The sequence below is a fragment of the Persicobacter diffluens genome (genome assembly GCF_036244895.1).
Classification (GTDB): Bacteria; Bacteroidota; Bacteroidia; order Cytophagales; family Cyclobacteriaceae; genus Persicobacter; species Persicobacter diffluens.
Genome location: NZ_BQKE01000002.1, coordinates 1,277,363 through 1,293,302 on the forward strand (window position 1 = coordinate 1,277,363; position 15,940 = coordinate 1,293,302).

Genomic DNA, 15,940 nt, shown 5'->3' on the forward strand with positions numbered 1-15,940 from the left:
CTCCATTTATACCAATTATTTCCAATGGGGGGCAGGCTTCCTTTTCGTAATAATTTAAAAGTGAAGTAGGGGATGGCACAAGCAATGGGTACAAAAACCTGAATTTGGATCAGGGCTTGAACCGGGAAAAGGTTTACGACTTTGAATGCAAACACCTGCAGGAGGAAAAATAATAACTCCGTTGATATCTGTTCGAAAGTTGTTTCTTTTATGTCCTGAAGCACTTTTCTTTTCATGTTCAAATATAAATATAAAAGGCAAAAATTGTTTCTATTTATTTAAATTTGCGCGAAATGCAAAATATCATACAGGAACAGCTGCAAGACTTTCGGTTATGCTCAAACCTTATGCACTGCTTATCGCATGTTTCCAGAAGCACTTGTCGTTTAAAGACTTCACTGGTTGTATTTTGCAGTGTGGTGATTTTCAGTGTTTAGTGATAATGCCGCCCGGCGATGGACTGAGTGTACTCGTTTTTAAAATTTAGTGGTTGGTCTTAGTGATGGTCGTACTGCTCGCTGTTACACCAGGATTAGGCGGAATTTATCGCAATGAGAGGATCATTAGTCGTTGTGCTTCGCGCACCACGCTTCCGTGTTCAGTAATTATGTTGCTTGGGGAAACGACCAATATCACAAGCTTGTAAAATTTAATGATTGGTCTTAGTGATGCTCGCACTGCTCGCTGTAACACTAAGACCAGGCGGACCTCTTCTTGCGGCCTGATATGCCCCGAATTTTTGGGACGATCCAGGTATTTGCTATTTCCGCTTTATTTCTACCGCAATGTATGCGCTGCCTCTAAAGGCGGCGCTTTTTTTTACTTAATTATTCGATGTCCTGCTTGCTAAGGGAAAAATTTCCGCCCCTATGAGGTGGGGCTTGGGGAGTTGCAATTGCTCACGTGCAGGGATTTTTATTTTTGCGGAGGTTGGTAGTCAAAGGATTATGATCTCGACTTGGCTGTAATCTCACCGCTACGAACCAAAAATTTGGAAAATTTGTCCCTAAAACTTCAGGATAGTTGTTAATCATTAATTACCTGAGGAGCGCGTGATGTAGCGTCTCGGCTTAGGCTGAAGTTCTTTTGCACGCTATTTGATGGAAAATTTTGGATAAGCTGACCCTCAGTCTGGATTGATAATCCCTGACTCGTGTGGAACAGGTGATAAAAAGTCATTATTTCTCTGCGTATACGGTGGATATACGCAACTGTGTTTTGTTGTTGAGCAAACAAATTGGTCGCCCCCCTGAATACGCTCTCCTTGCTCAAAGTGGGAAAAGTACAATTTAGCTATTGAGCTGATGGGCGGTGGGGTTTTCGGAATTAGCGACTCCTAATTAATCCTGTTTTTCTTACCTGTATGTACTGGGAAAGCCATTAGCATGCCATCATCAATGCTAGTGGGCAGATTTTTTGCTATAGTAGAATCAGAGTGCTTGATTATTTACAATAGGTATCACCCTTTTTAATCATTAGGCAGGTTGGGGTATGTTTGAGCCTGAACATTGTGGGACTTAAAAAAGTCAAAATTTCGTGAGATCGACAATCAATATGATTATATTGGTGAATAAATAACTTATACAAATACGGTTGTGCAAATATGGGGGATATACGCAATAGGAGTTGAGTTTACACACAATCGTTGGCAGCAAGTTTAGGAACACCATGACTCTTAAGTAGATGATTAGAATCTTAATAATATTAGTTTTTTTTGTTCAAGGATTTCTGGTTGATTTAAAATCTCAATCTGATTTCCAAAATAGACATATTTATGGGCTGATTACAGATTACTATTATCTTGATATTTTACCTGATTCTCATTACTCTTTGAAAGTCGGAATGTATCTTGATAGATGCGTAAACGGTGATTACAAAATGAATGGAGATACACTTGAACTGATAAGTTTCGATTTTATTGAGACCGAATACAACTTGTCGAAAAATAAAAAGGCATTTGTTAAGAAGAGACTTTCACGATTTGTAATTAAAGATTCCTTGTTGATTCCAATAGCGTATCGAGACTTAAAGCCAAATTCTAGGACAATGCAAAAGGATTCAACGATTATTAAAGAATATATGCAAAATGATGGTCATGTTCATTTCAAACTGACACTTCGCGCAGATTCGACATTTAGATACAGGACTGGCTCTGATATGGACAGACATTCAACAAAGGGGAGGTGGAAACAAAACAATAATATGATTCAATTAATTCCTGATGATTCAGATAATCTTCTTCATTGGATTTGCACAGATTACCAACTCACAATGATTGAAAATTATTTGGTTGGGAAAAACGTTGATGAAAATGATAATATTGTCGAATATAGATACTTAATAGAATTATAACCAGCTGCCAACAATGTATAAATTTCACAGCCGAGATAGCAGAAAATTTGAAGTGTGTAGCCCGCATAAATTTTGTAACGGTTTGATAGGGAAGTGCCATGCAATCGGCTACGAAATTTATACTGAGCGTTAGTGGCAAGCCAAAAAAACAGCACTGCAAATAATTTAATCTATGATAGAGAAATTTCAACTTGAATATGATGCCTTTTTAAGGTCTTTTAAACGAAATGTTGATGTTCCACATTCTTTTTTGTTAGGAGCAGGAACATCAATAAGTTCTGGTATTCAAACTGCATATGACTGTATTTGGGAATGGAAGAAAGACATATACCTATCAAAAAACATTAATGCCGCAGATTACTATAAAAACTACAAAGATGAATCCGTACGCAAAAGTATTCAGACGTGGCTAGACAATCAAGGAGAGTACCCCTTATTAGACTCAATCGAAGAATATTCGTTTTACGCTGAGAAAGCCTACCCCATAGCTGATGATAGGCGAAAGTACTTCATGAGTTTGATTGAAAACAAGGAACCATACATTGGTTATAAATTACTTTGTTTATTAGCAGAATTTGGAATAGTAAAGTCCGTTTGGACTACAAATTTTGACGGCTTAATTGTACGCTCGGCACATCAAAATAGACTTACACCTATTGAAATAAACCTTGATAATTCAGATAGAATTTTTCGAAACCAGAGTAATAAGGAGTTACTTACGATTGCGTTACATGGTGATTATAAATTTACAAGTTTAAAAAACACAGTAAAAGAACTTGATAGTCAGAATGAAAGCTTTAAGGAACAATTAGCAAACTATCACATTGATAAAAATTTAATAGTTCTTGGGTATAGTGGCCGAGATAAATCATTAATGAATGCACTTAAAGACGCATTCACATGCAAGGGTGCAGGAAGGCTTTACTGGTGCGGGTTTGGAGACACTCCATTGCCTGAAGTAGTTGAGTTAATAGAGGTGATTTCTAAATCAGGAAGGGAAGCTTTCTATATATCAACAGATGGGTTCGACAAGACTCTAATTCATTTAGCAAAAGCGGGTTTTGAAGACAATCAAGATGTTTCTAAAATGATACAGGAGACTCTTGAGGTATCTGAAAATGAAGAATATTTCAAAACCGAATTTAGCTTAGATTTTAAGAAATCAGACAAGTATATAAAAAGTAACCTGCATCCAATTGTATTCCCAAAGGAAGTGTTTCAGTTTGAGATAGATTATAAAGATGAGAAAGCATGGAAGTACTTAAAGGCAATAACAAAAGAAAATAATATATGTGCTATTCCATTTAAGAGAAAAGTATTTGCATGTTGGCACATTAACAGATATTGGGAATATATTCAAGGATAGGATAAAATCAGATATTAAGAGAGAGCCAATTTCTAAGAATGATGTTGAGAATGTAGGTGCTTTTAAATCTCTTATGTTGCAGGCTGTATTAAAATATTTTTCAACAATAAAAGGAGTAGAAACAAACCTTAAAGATAAACTGTGGTTTACCAAATCCTTTAGCAGACAAGGTAATATTGGAATACACAAATCCATTTATCTATCTTTCTATTTTGATAAAAACTCGAAGTTTGCATATATAGCCTTAACTCCATCAATACACCTTTCCTCAAATAATGAAATATCGAAAGAACAGAGGCAAAGTATTAGCAAAAACCATTTAGAAAAGCTGTACAACAATAAATATGACGAGATTTTGCAGTCATGGAGAAATATTCTTTTTAGTCAGCAAAGAATAAAATTTGAATCCCCTGCATCATCAGGAACAGGTTTTAATTTTCTAATATCAGCTAATACTGCATTTGGAGAAATAGATGTGTTTGACCCGAACTTTAGAAAATATTCACCTCAAAATTATGACCAAAGACAAACGCAATTTAAAGGTGTACAGTTTCTAGAACCTCAATTGGTGTTTAAAAATGTTGCTACAGATGTCGATTTCAAGGATTATCATCCAATGAGAGGCCTTGTAAACAATCGACCTTACGATGTAAATTTAAATGGAGTAATTCATTCAAATGAAGTTAATTTATCTGCGATTTGTCCATCAAAATATTCTGAGAACTTTTATCGCTTCTTATCTGAATTGCAATTACAACATAAAACAGAAAATATTAATCCCGATTACCTTATTGATTATCCAGGTTTCGCTTCGGTTTTTAATATTTCATTAAACATACCTAATTATGATAATGATGAAAGGTGGCAGGACGTAAATTTCATAGCGGATTCTAAATTGGAGAATCATGAAAATGCAATTCGTTTAGCAAGGCTAATCACCTCAAAAATTGAACAAATTTCATCAAGTCAATGTAGAAGCACAGTTGTTGTTTTTATTCCTAAAGAATGGCAACCTTTTGAAAGTTACTTATATGAAGGTGAAAGTTTTGACTTACACGATTATATTAAAGCGTTTTCCGCTTCGAAAGGGATTTCAACTCAATTAATTCGTGAAGAAACATTAATTGATAAGCTTAAATGCCAAATTTACTGGTGGTTATCGTTGTCTTTTTACGTAAAATCTTTAAGAACTCCATGGATATTAAATAACCAAGAGAAAAATACAGCTTACGCTGGTATTGGTTATAGCGTGTCTAAAATTCGAGATAAATCTGAAATAGTAATTGGCTGTAGTCATATATATGATTCGAATGGTCAGGGATTAAAATACAGATTATCCAAAATAGATAATTATTTTTTAGACAAGCAAAACAACCCCTATCTATCATATAAAGATGCTTTTCAATTTGGAGTTTCAATTAGAGAACTTTTTTATCAATCATTAGATAAGTTACCAGAAAGGGTTGTAATACACAAAAGAACTAAATTTACAGAGGATGAGATTAATGGAATTAAATCAAGCTTAAACAAAGCAGGAATAAAGAAAGTCGATTTGATAGAAATAAATTACGACTATGATGCACGTTTTGTCGCTATGAATGTCTACCAAAGACAGCTTCAAGTAGATAGATTTCCTATCTCAAGAGGCACTTGTATTATAACGAATAAATACACTGCCTTATTATGGTCTCATGGTATTGTACCATCAGTTCGACAACCTAATTATAGGTTTTATTTAGGAGGTAGAAGTATTCCTGCACCTATAAAAATCACAAAACACTATGGCGATTCAAATATATCAACTATCTCAACAGAAATTCTTGGTCTAACCAAAATGAATTGGAATTCTCTTGACTTATACTCAAAACTACCATCAACCATTGATTCTTCCAATCAAATTGCTAGAATAGGTAAGTTGTTGTCTCGATTTGAAGGAAAGACTTATGATTATAGATTGTTTATATAAAGGCCAGCCACTAATAAATAGGAATACGAGCGGTCTGCAAGACCCAGCGAATATTCCCGGTTGAACTACACCCCTGAGCGCATTGAGCCCTCGAGCTGATACTATGTGTTTTGCGGTAAGTTTTACGAAGATTTCCCAAACCCTAAGCGTGGTTCGCGAAAATTAGAAGCTAAAAATCATCGCACTGGTCGTTGGTTTTCGTAATTCAAATTTCATCGCTTAGAAATCATGTTGAGCGGAAAAATGATCTAGTCCACAGGGTTTTAAGTTTTAGTGATTGGTCTTAGGTACTGTCATAAAAAGCAATTTTATTGATTGAAATATTTTAATATATTGCAAGCCTAAAGAGGAGGCTTTGCCTACCTCGCGTAGCTGTCTAATTTTAGGCAGCTACCACTGTTTTAAGCTGATTTTTTGATTGATTAGATTTGTCTCTTAGCCCATAATTATTGTCAAAATCTGTTTCATTTTTCCAGAGGGCATACATAATTCTTAACAATTTGGACTGCACAGCCACATAACCCTTCATGCTTTGTTTTGTCCTATTATGGATCCTTTCATAAAAAGGCTTGAATTGCCCCTGCTCGTAAGTTACCATATTGAAGGCCGCCATAAACATTATTCGTCGAATGTGCGCATTTCCCTTCTTGGTAATTGATGTTTTACCCTCTCTACTTCCTGACTGATTCTGGCGCACATCATATCCAGCATAACTGACCAATTGTCGTTCATTTTCTATTAGTGCGAAGCCATTAGTTTCAGCCGCCACCGTAACAGCTGTAAGCAAACCAACCCCTTTGATTGACATCATATGTCCGATTCTTTTCTTCAACTCCGGATCCTTTGCTACCGCTAAGGCTATTTCTTGTTCACATATTCTAATCTGCTCATCAAGCCCTTCAATTACTGCCTTCAGACCCTCCATCACCTTTTCAGACACAATTGCTTTGTGTTTAAGCCCTTTTAGCCTGCTTACCATCGATGTACGATCTTTTTGAAGGTCTTCCAAAAAGCGGGTTAGCTCCCTCAAAGTGTAAAAAGCCTTGCTAATGGGCTTCCATTTAGCCAAGGACTGACAAGCTCCCATGAATGCTAAACCTTTGGCATCCACCTTATCATTCTTTGTTTTAATCCCCAGGCTTTTCATATAGGCCTTTGCACGATTGGGTAAAACAATGCTCACCGGCACCTCATTATCTGAAAGAAACCAAGCCAATTTTTCATGGTAAACGCCAGTGGCTTCCATCACAAACTCCACGGGAAGATCCTCCTTCTGTTTCTTCAGACACCAATCTTTAAACTCCAAATGCCCTTTTTTACTATTGTCGAACTTACGGGAAGCGATGACCTTTGGTGTTTTGTCCAATTGACTCAAAACAAAAGCAACATCAAACTTATCTTTACTAATGTCGATGCCTACAACGTACTTGATTTTCATGGTTCCTGCGGTTTTATTAACATTTTTTTGATCCCCATCCTTCTTCGTTTTGTCTCATATTTGACGCTGGGTAGAAGCAATTAAAGCGACTCCCTTAGGTACTGTTCTAACTCTAAAGTTTGGTCAAAAAGAGGAGTTCCTACGACACTGGATTGCAACGAATCACATCCTTTGATGCGCTAGCCCCTTCCTCCTTTTTGATGATCATTACTTAATATAATAAAATTGCATTATTTTTGGCCCCCTCCATTAATTACAAAGGTATGAGTGATGCTCGCACTGCTCGCTGTAACACTAAGACCAGGCAGTCGAAAATTTGAAGCTAAAAATCATCGCACTGGTCGTTGGTTTTCGTAATTCAAATTTCATCGCTTAGAAATCATGTTGCTTGGCAAAATGACCAAGTCCACAAGCTTGTAAAATTTAGTGGTTGGTCTTAGTGATGCTCGCACTGCTCGCTGTAACACTAAGACCAGGCGGAGCCTTTCCCGATGGCTTATTTCCCCCAATAATGCTTTAGGTGAGCATTGGTGATCAATTATTGTGGGATATTTGTAGAAGGATCTCCTCAGTTAAGGTTTATCGATTACATCTAAGATCAGAATGATTTTCCAGTATCCGGAACCAAAAATCAGTCAATTTACTCACCACTGGCTGGCGAAGGGATGAAGGCAGAGGCGTCAGCCGCTTGTTTGAGCTCCTTTGGGGCAGCAGGATTTGAACCATTTTGCCGGCCATTCCGGCCCCAAAGAGCGAGTGCCGCCAGCCCGCCGAGCGTAGGCGAGGGCCCCTAATCTAAAAACCCCTGCTAAAAAAGCACAAAAAAATCCCGCACCAACAGATGCGGGATTTTCGGTTATGTTCAAATTCTCGCTTTGAGACTTACTGATTAAAGACCTGCGAAGAAATCGTTCCCTTTATCATCCACAATGATGAAAGCAGGGAAGTTCTCGATACGGATCTTACGAACCGCTTCCATTCCCAATTCCGGGAAGTCCACTACTTCTACAGACTTAATATTTTCTTTGGCCAGGATGGCCGCCGGTCCACCGATAGATCCTAAGTAGAATCCACCATGCTCCTTACAAGCATCGGTCACCTGCTGCGAACGGTTACCCTTCGCCAGCATGATCATCGATCCGCGGTGCGCCTGGAATTCGCCTACATAAGAGTCCATACGACCCGCTGTAGTGGGTCCGAAAGAACCTGAAGGCATGCCTTCCGGCGTCTTCGCAGGACCTGCATAATATACAGGGTGATTTTTGAAGTACTCCGGCATTTCCTCTCCGCGATCCAGCATCGCCTTGATCTGAGCGTGTGCAATATCACGCGCTACAATCAAAGTACCTTTTAACATCAAACGCGTTTTGATTGGGTATTTGGTCAATTCAGCCAATACCTCGTCCATCGGACGATCCAAATCGATTTCCACCGGTTTTTCCAAATGTGGAGGAGTCGCAGGCAATAGTCTGCCGGGGTTTTTCTCCAACTGCTCTACGAATAAACCTTCTGCAGTGATCTTCGCTTTAATGTTACGGTCAGCAGAACAAGAAACGCCCATTCCTACCGGACAGGAAGCCGCGTGACGTGGCAAACGAATAACGCGTACGTCATGCGTAAAATACTTACCGCCAAATTGCGCTCCAATAGCAGACTCCTGGCAAATTTCCTGGATTTTCTTTTCCCATTCCAAATCACGGAATGCGCGACCACCTTCATTACCGGAAGTAGGTAAATGGTCATAATAGCCAGTGGAAGCCAGCTTCACCGCCTTCAGGTTCGCCTCTGCAGAAGTGCCGCCAATCACAAATGCTAAGTGATAAGGAGGGCAAGCTGCCGTACCGATCGAACGGATTTTTTTATGCACAAATTCCGTTAATGACTTTTCATTCAATAGCGCCTTGGTTTCCTGAAACAAATAGGATTTGTTTGCCGATCCACCACCTTTGGCCAGGAACAAAAATTCATAGGAAGCGCCCGGCTTGCTATAAATATCGATTTGTGCAGGAAGGTTTGTGCCCGTATTTTTCTCCTCAAACATTGTCTGAGGCACCACTTGCGAATAGCGCAAATTACGCTCCGCATAGGTGTGATAAATCCCTTTGGACAATTGCTCGGCATCATCTACGCCAGTATAAACGTCCTCCCCCTTCTTACCCATCACGATGGCCGTACCGGTATCCTGACATGAAGGCAACTGCCCTTCCGCCGCAACGGTAGCGTTCTGCAATAGCGTGTAAGCCACAAAACGGTCGTTATCTGTTGCTTCCGGATCCTCCAAAATTTTCGCCACCTTCTCCAAATGCGCCTTACGCAAATAGAAAGACACATCCGCCATGGCCTCTTTCGCCAATAACTCCAATGCCTTAGGGTCTACCTTCAAAATTTTACGGCCGTCAAACTCCACGGTCGATACATAATCCTTGCTTACCAAACGGTATTCCGTATCATCTTTCTCCAATGGAAACGGCGCCTGATATTTGAAATCTGCCATCGTAATTTATCTTTTAAAAAAAATTGATGCTATCTGTCTTCGTGCGCTTGCACTTAACAAATATAATTCCCCACTGCCCGCAAAATTTATGAGCCACCTCATTAAAAAGCATGCATTTTTTATTTACAATCAGTCTAGATAGTAGTTTTTGGGGGCGCCCCGGCAAGCCGGGTCAGGCTTTCGGCAGTCGCTCTCTTCGACCTGCAGTCTGTAAACCCCACCCAGTCCCTGCCTTCCGAAGAGGAGCTCCAACAACCGGCTACGCCGCTGCCTCTATCCTTCGCCCTGTTGGACGCGAGGAGGGGGAATTTCTTATTTTGATCGTGATTTTATTATTAATATATTAATAAAAAAATTACTTTACTCTTATTAATGTGAGAAAACTGCTATTCCTTTTTCTAATCATTGTTCTACCCATGTTGAGTTGTGAAGATAATGGCCCTCAACCGGACTGTGGAACGCATAATGGGAAACAACTTTATCAGGGGCCGAGAGGTGGCTGCTATTATATAAATAGTAATAACAATAAGACCTATGTGGATCGGTCTGAGTGTGATTGTTAACGCCTGTTAGCTATGATGGAGATTTTTTCAATATTCACGGAGGTTTTAAGTTTGATACTCCGCTATCAAAAGACGGTTCTTCTTTTCGTCTTATTAGTACTTTTTGGTTTATTATATTTTTTAGAAATCAACAGGGAGTATGAAGAATCCAAAGTCAGAGAAAAAGATATTGCCTGGTGGAATATTGAAATTGGCGACAGTCTTTTTTGTAAGAGGCAGATGTATTTTGATTTTTATAAAAAAGGAAGAGAGGTGTTAAGTGAGTGGGATCAAAGGGAAATAAATTATAGGAGGGAGGATAGTTTAAACTTTATTAGGGAAAACAGCATTCATGAAAAATATTTTTTTGTAAACAGAACCTCCTTTATAGGTATTTGTATAGGCAAGGATTCTACCTTGACTAAAGAGGGGCGATTATGCTCTCATCGGTGGTTAAGAATTCTGCCTTCTAAAGAATTAATTCGGAATGCATCAAAAAGCAGTGGCGAATTATTATTGGCTAGTAATGCATGGCAAAACCGGACAAGAGGTTATAAGATTGCGGGTAACTTGAGTAAGGATTTTTATGTTAATTTTGAAGATGTTATGATGGTAAATAATGATAGTATCTTTTCCATGGATTAACAAAAATCTATAACTCTCCCGAATCAAAGACTCCTGTCTCCAATTTATTCCGGTATAGTTCTCTTTACTGAGATCACAAATAAATCTTCCTCTATTCGCCCGCAAAATCACTCCAAAGAAATAAAAAATCGAGGGGCGCAAACCCCTTGATTTAGCTTCCTGCCCGATGCGGGCGGTTTTAACCGGATCTTATTTCTTCACCATCTTCTGACTGAGCAGGCCATCTTTGCTCTGTACTTGTACAATATAAACCCCGGCGGGCAAATCGCTCAGCTCATAAACCCTTCGGTCAGTGGTCAGGGAGCGCATTAGTCTTCCGTCTAAGGAGAATATATTTAATTGTTCCACCTTTTCCTCGCCTTTGATGAATAATTGGTGAGAAAAAGGATTCGGATATAGCATCAGTTTTGCTTTTTCTGCCTCAACCTCCGTGACCAATTCATCCTCCTCTTCCACAAAATCCTGATAGTAGTATTTGAAGGAGTGATCGAGTTCCCACTGTCCCTGCTGCCATACATAATGATAGGACCACTTCAATTCCTGCTCATGATCATAATAGTCAAAGTCATCTCTTTGCATTAAATCCCATTGCCATTGTTGCTCATTCCAGTACCACTCCATATAGGAGGTGAAAACACTGGTATCAAAACGGTGGTGATCATAGGTGAAATTGTGCCTTTTCACCCCTCTCCAATCTTCTTTTTCATGATCCCAGCGGTATATGTTTCCTCCGGTTAAGTGGAAGGTTTCATCATAATAATTTTGGCGCTTGTTAATTCCTGTCCACTTTTGATTTTGACGGTCCCACTGATAACTTTCTTCATATAAAAAATCATCATTTGGTGTGACGGCAAAGGTCTCCTGGAAAGCGTTTTCCCATTGTTGTGCCTTCCCATTCCATAAGCTTCGGAGCGTAATGGTAAAGAATTGATCTATTCGATCCTGATAAGAATATTCGTATTTGCACAACGGGATGAGCTTTCCGTCAACGGCGGTATAGGAAGTATGCAATAACGGACGGTTTTGATCATCCACCACCAAACTGTCCACATCAATCAGGAAACTTTCCCGGCCCTCATATCCATATTGAGCGGTGGCAGTTCCATTGTGCGTCTCCAATTGAATCGCTTTATGGTAGATATTCCATCGGTTTTTCTTTAAATAATAGGATTCCTTAACCAAAATGGTATCGCCTACCTGATGCCTGTAAAGGATTTTTTCCTTTGGAAACCATAGGGGCTCGTCATAGGCATAGATGAGCTGTTCCCTTATTTGTTCTGACTTATAAACATTGGTGGTTCGAAGCTCGCCCAAAAAGCGTTGGTCTTCGGTGTTCCACCCCCAGTGTTCCCATTTCATGAGTTTGCCATCAGCCCTATACTTTTTATAACTTTTGTTTTCTCCCTTCCATGCCTGATCATCTTTAAGAAAATACCGCTCCTCTAATATACCTCCATCCAGATATTCGTTTATTTGCTTAAATCCTGCGGTGGTATCGCCAGCCAGGTTATATTCAAGAGAGCGCCAAAAAAGCGTCCTGTCTTCTTCATCTTTTTCATTTAAAAGCTCAGCACTTAAAGTCCAGCTTTCTTTTGCATTGTTCCAGTCAAAAGTCTCCAGCTGGTACCCATTTACATTTAGAAAAGAGGTGTTTCCTAAATGTCCGCCAATCTGTTTTTTTGACTGGGGATCAAACTCCTCCCGCTTGTTTTGGATAATTCTGTCTTGCTTATCAAACGCCAGCCTCGTCTTACTTTTCAGGCTTAAAAGGCTGTTTTCACCAACCGTGTCGGTTTGGCTTTGATATTGGCGACCTTTTTCATCATAGTCGTAGGAGATGATTTCCTGTCGGTACCATTTGTTTTTATCTTCTAACACCCCTCTTCTTACCACACTGTCCAGTCTTTTTGGAGAAGAGGTTTGCTGGAAGTGATGAGGGTATTGCGCCCAATCCAGCTTTAGTTTCGCTAGTTTAATGGAGTCGTTTTTGAATTTTAATCGTGCGCTTTCTTCGAAACCAAAATCCTGAAGATGCTTATTGCGATTGATTTGAGGCTGTCCCCAACAAAAAAAGGGAAAGGCGAGAATAAGGATAAAAAATGAGTAAAGTTTATTCATTTGATGTAATAATAGTATTTTTTTTATGCACTCATTATTCCCACAAAGATCTATCCTAAGCCCTGCTTATTTTTAATTGGAGTATTAATATATTGTATTAGGCTATTCTCCTTTTTTTGGAAACAGACCTATACAGCCATTTTGTCTGTTATGACTTTTCTGGTATCGAGTATTGCCCCTATTTTTTTAACTGAGGATTAAAACATCAAGGCTTTGTGGATTATTTGGATGATTTCCGGCCTGAAGAGAAATAATTGCGCGTTGATTAGTCTTAATTTTTGCCGCTAGATTAAGTGGTTTGTTTCTCAGGTAGATAAGAATGGATTTGCTAATTGATTAATAGCCCAACTTGGGGAGACGTGCTTTATCCTCATTCATCTGCTAGCTTGAGAAAAAAATGGGAACCATTCCTTCGTTTTTCCCGCTTTGCAGTTAAACGAGGATTGAAGCAGGCATAATTCGGGCTTAAAGTTTTGTGCAGTAATTAGTGTATAGCTATGAACTCGGCTTTTTATAAAACTACAAATGGGCAAATTATAGCAATGATCTAGTTCCCAATGATGGTCTGTTTGATTTGAGCGCTTGTTTATGAATTAGCTTTCTATCTTTTATAGCATTGACTTTATCGCATAAAATCTTCCACATCAACCCTCCGGCCTTGATCAATGGGCGAATAGACAAAGGTGCTGCTGGCGACAAGAATACATCACAGCGACATTTTAGCAATATTTCAGCAGTCTCTTGCCCTCTCCAAATGTCGCCTTGATGGATTCCGTCAGTAGGTTCTTTGTCCCGCCGACATTGATCACAGCCTTGATTTTTTTGTTTCGTTTTTTATCAATAAAAAATGAAAAGAAACGATTGATGATTAAATATAAGGTATTGAATGGCTGATCTAGCTTTTTATGAAAAAGCCCTGTAGCGATGGAGGTGTAGTGGTTAAGAAAGTGTTTAAAAGCACACCATCCGGCTGCAAATTCGAATTATTGGTAACGACTTTAGATAATTTCTTAACAATAGCGATGCTATTCTCCCAAAATAACCGGGTGTCGCTTCTGTCATCTTGAATTCAAATTTTCGCATCGAATTTTGACTTTTAAACACGTTCTAAGGGTCATTTAACGAAGGCAAAGCGCCCTATGATTTCGGTTTCCTGTTTTTGATTTTTCGCTCGATTTCCTCCCTTTCTTTTTTAGCAAGGGCCAAACCTTCCTGATAGCCCTTTTGATAAGCCTCCTCATAAGCGGTACTCCAAATGGCATAATGATCCCAATAATCTTTTTGTAAAATGCCCTTTTCCCACTGTTCCGGGCTAAGGATTTTTTCGAGGAATTCGACGAAAGGATGATCTTTGGGATATTTTTCGATCGCTTTTTTGACGTCAATGATTTCAAAAGGGTTGGCTTTCATAGGAAGAGTATTTGATTTTAAAATTTAACCCGAATTATTCACCGCTAGTTTTAAGTTCCGACAGAAGGAGTTGTTTATCAGGTTGATATTATTAAGTTTGCAAATTTCTGATAGCCCAAATTTAGGTAGGTTTGCTTTCTCCTCATTCATCTGCTTCGTTGGAAAAAACTCGAAATAGGAAAAATTCCTTCATTTTTTCCGCCTTGTAGCTAAACGAGGATTAAAGTATAAATAATCCGGCTTAACCACTAGCAAGCCTCATCGGTTTTCATATGCCCCAAATGCCGGCCAGCTCTGCGCATTATAGCCAAACTCTGAGGATTGCGTTTTGGTGTGGTACAAGGTTAATGCCCCTTCCGCATTAACCTGATACTCATTCATAATACATTGGGAATAATTATTTTTGGAAAAAGCCCGGTGAAAGGCTCCTTCTACATAAAACAGGTGACGGAAAGGGTTAGGTTGATGATCATAATTTTCAAAAAGGATTTCTGATCTTGAGATCAGTCTTCCATCCAAAGTGAAATGATTAGTTACTACTTTGCGCAGATTGTCATTTTCCATAAAGAAGGTTCTGCTGATATTTCCATCAGTATCCCGCGCTGTAATTTGATGACCCTCATAAGTATAATAAAATCCTTCATAGACAGGGAGCGGAGCTGCCTCCTTCACAATGCTTTTCAATTCGGATGCTCCCTCTATTGTAAAAATGATTGGGGGCATTTCGAAAAGTTCCTGACTTTCCATCATCGTTTTGGGGAAAAGGGTGATTTCATTGCCATGATAAACAATAGCATCTTAAACCGATGTTGAAAATATTTTTTGGCGAAGGTTGTTTGTGCCGGCGGGCGTATGTATAAAGCCACTGGTTATTTTTAAGATTTGATCATTGCCATGCTGATAGGTAAAGTAGTGCTCTTCCGGGGAATAAATTCGGTATTGGGAATGTGCCGGACAGGGTTGTCAGGAAGCAGGAGAGTGGTATGGCAGCTGATCAGTTGCAACTTTCCTGCGGGCAGGCTATCGGGTAATTCTGCTTCTGAAGCTGAAGAGAAATGTAGCTATGAAAATTGTAATGTGTAGGCTGGTGGCTCAAAAGTAAAGGGGGGGCGATGGTTGTTATTTTCTGTGGCTTTGGGTTAATGTATTAACATATAGTGGTTTAATGGTTCGCTAGTTATTTTATGCTATAAAAAATGATATTTTTAATTAAAATTATTACTTTTAGATATGAAAATAGAAATTACTAGACACCTACTCCAATTTGCCTTTTGCCTGTTTTTCCTTTCCTCCTGTCATCAGGAGATGGGTTCCACGCTTCAGATGGATGATGACAAAGTCAGCCTGATAGTGGCCCCTTCTGCTACTTTAGTGGATCTCAACCGATTCGCGGAGAGCCTTAAAAAAGAGAAAGGGATTGATGCTGATTTTTCTGAATGTGAATTTGATCAGGAGGGGAAGTTACGCCAGCTGAAATTAACGGTGGATTGCAATGATGGATTTTCCGGCACGGTAGTCCAACCCGCTCTTTTGTTGAAAGGGAATTCAACCGGCTTTGTCAGAGATTATAAAAACAAGGAAGTTCCATTTAAAATCGGGACCCTTTAAA

At 39.1% G+C, this 15,940-nt stretch carries 10 protein-coding genes; 5 read left to right on the plus strand and 5 right to left on the minus strand.

All coding sequences use genetic code 11. The annotated features are described in order from the left end of the window. Nucleotides 1-1,683 precede the first annotated feature (1,683 nt). The 3 genes from AAA970_RS18890 (at nucleotide 1,684) to AAA970_RS18900 (ending at nucleotide 5,684) form a co-directional block, all read left to right on the plus strand. Entirely contained in the window at nucleotides 1,684-2,352 is a 669-nt protein-coding gene (locus AAA970_RS18890; RefSeq protein WP_338238455.1) for a hypothetical protein, read from the plus strand. Between the two features lie 172 nt (nucleotides 2,353-2,524). Continuing rightward, on the plus strand, nucleotides 2,525-3,718 hold the full coding sequence (locus AAA970_RS18895; RefSeq protein WP_338238456.1) for an SIR2 family protein: 1,194 nt from the start codon (nucleotides 2,525-2,527) through the stop codon (nucleotides 3,716-3,718). Further along, nucleotides 3,645-5,684 carry a hypothetical protein gene (locus AAA970_RS18900; protein WP_338238457.1) on the plus strand — a complete coding sequence of 680 codons (2,040 nt, stop codon included), beginning with the start codon at nucleotides 3,645-3,647 and terminating at the stop codon, nucleotides 5,682-5,684. Before AAA970_RS18895 ends, AAA970_RS18900 begins: the two co-directional genes overlap by 74 nt. Before the next feature lie 382 nt (nucleotides 5,685-6,066). Here the strand turns inward: AAA970_RS18900 and AAA970_RS18905 are convergent, their stop codons facing one another. Further along, on the minus strand, nucleotides 6,067-7,122 hold the full coding sequence (locus AAA970_RS18905; RefSeq protein WP_338237047.1) for an IS110 family RNA-guided transposase: 1,056 nt from the start codon (nucleotides 7,120-7,122) through the stop codon (nucleotides 6,067-6,069). Between the two features lie 889 nt (nucleotides 7,123-8,011). Continuing rightward, complete coding sequence (locus AAA970_RS18910) at nucleotides 8,012-9,616, minus strand: fumarate hydratase (RefSeq protein ID WP_338238458.1); 1,605 nt, start codon at nucleotides 9,614-9,616, stop codon at nucleotides 8,012-8,014. Nucleotides 9,617-10,191: 575 nt separating this feature from the next. Between AAA970_RS18910 and AAA970_RS18915 the strand changes: the two genes are divergently transcribed. Further along, the gene (locus tag AAA970_RS18915) at nucleotides 10,192-10,803 is read left to right on the plus strand and encodes a hypothetical protein (protein ID WP_338238459.1); all 612 of its coding nucleotides are present in this window, start codon (nucleotides 10,192-10,194) and stop codon (nucleotides 10,801-10,803) included. Nucleotides 10,804-10,992: 189 nt separating this feature from the next. Here the strand turns inward: AAA970_RS18915 and AAA970_RS18920 are convergent, their stop codons facing one another. From AAA970_RS18920 to AAA970_RS18930, 3 genes are all read right to left on the minus strand, one after another. Continuing rightward, nucleotides 10,993-12,921, minus strand: a complete 1,929-nt coding sequence (locus tag AAA970_RS18920; RefSeq protein ID WP_338238460.1) for a T9SS type A sorting domain-containing protein — start codon at nucleotides 12,919-12,921, stop codon at nucleotides 10,993-10,995. A gap of 1,137 nt (nucleotides 12,922-14,058) precedes the next feature. Continuing rightward, nucleotides 14,059-14,331, minus strand: coding sequence for a hypothetical protein (locus AAA970_RS18925; RefSeq protein ID WP_060688282.1), 273 nt, complete (start codon nucleotides 14,329-14,331; stop codon nucleotides 14,059-14,061). 258 nt (nucleotides 14,332-14,589) lie between these two features. Then, nucleotides 14,590-15,081 (minus strand): hypothetical protein, encoded by a 492-nt coding sequence (locus tag AAA970_RS18930; protein WP_338238461.1) that lies wholly within the window; start codon nucleotides 15,079-15,081, stop codon nucleotides 14,590-14,592. Nucleotides 15,082-15,561: 480 nt separating this feature from the next. Between AAA970_RS18930 and AAA970_RS18935 the strand changes: the two genes are divergently transcribed. Continuing rightward, nucleotides 15,562-15,939 carry a hypothetical protein gene (locus tag AAA970_RS18935; protein WP_338238462.1) on the plus strand — a complete coding sequence of 126 codons (378 nt, stop codon included), beginning with the start codon at nucleotides 15,562-15,564 and terminating at the stop codon, nucleotides 15,937-15,939. The last annotated feature ends 1 nt before the right edge of the window (nucleotide 15,940 follow it).

What these genes read in the sequence shown, in the direction of transcription:
- AAA970_RS18890 (WP_338238455.1), top strand. Translation starts at nt 1,684, where the DNA reads ATGATTAGAATCTTAATAATATTAGTTTTTTTTGTTCAAGGATTTCTG.
- AAA970_RS18895 (WP_338238456.1), top strand. Translation starts at nt 2,525, where the DNA reads ATGATAGAGAAATTTCAACTTGAATATGATGCCTTTTTAAGGTCTTTT.
- AAA970_RS18905 (WP_338237047.1), bottom strand. Translation starts at nt 7,122, where the DNA reads ATGAAAATCAAGTACGTTGTAGGCATCGACATTAGTAAAGATAAGTTT.
- AAA970_RS18910 (WP_338238458.1), bottom strand. Translation starts at nt 9,616, where the DNA reads ATGGCAGATTTCAAATATCAGGCGCCGTTTCCATTGGAGAAAGATGAT.
- AAA970_RS18915 (WP_338238459.1), top strand. Translation starts at nt 10,192, where the DNA reads ATGATGGAGATTTTTTCAATATTCACGGAGGTTTTAAGTTTGATACTC.
- AAA970_RS18920 (WP_338238460.1), bottom strand. Translation starts at nt 12,921, where the DNA reads ATGAATAAACTTTACTCATTTTTTATCCTTATTCTCGCCTTTCCCTTT.
- AAA970_RS18925 (WP_060688282.1), bottom strand. Translation starts at nt 14,331, where the DNA reads ATGAAAGCCAACCCTTTTGAAATCATTGACGTCAAAAAAGCGATCGAA.
- AAA970_RS18930 (WP_338238461.1), bottom strand. Translation starts at nt 15,081, where the DNA reads ATGATGGAAAGTCAGGAACTTTTCGAAATGCCCCCAATCATTTTTACA.
- AAA970_RS18935 (WP_338238462.1), top strand. Translation starts at nt 15,562, where the DNA reads ATGAAAATAGAAATTACTAGACACCTACTCCAATTTGCCTTTTGCCTG.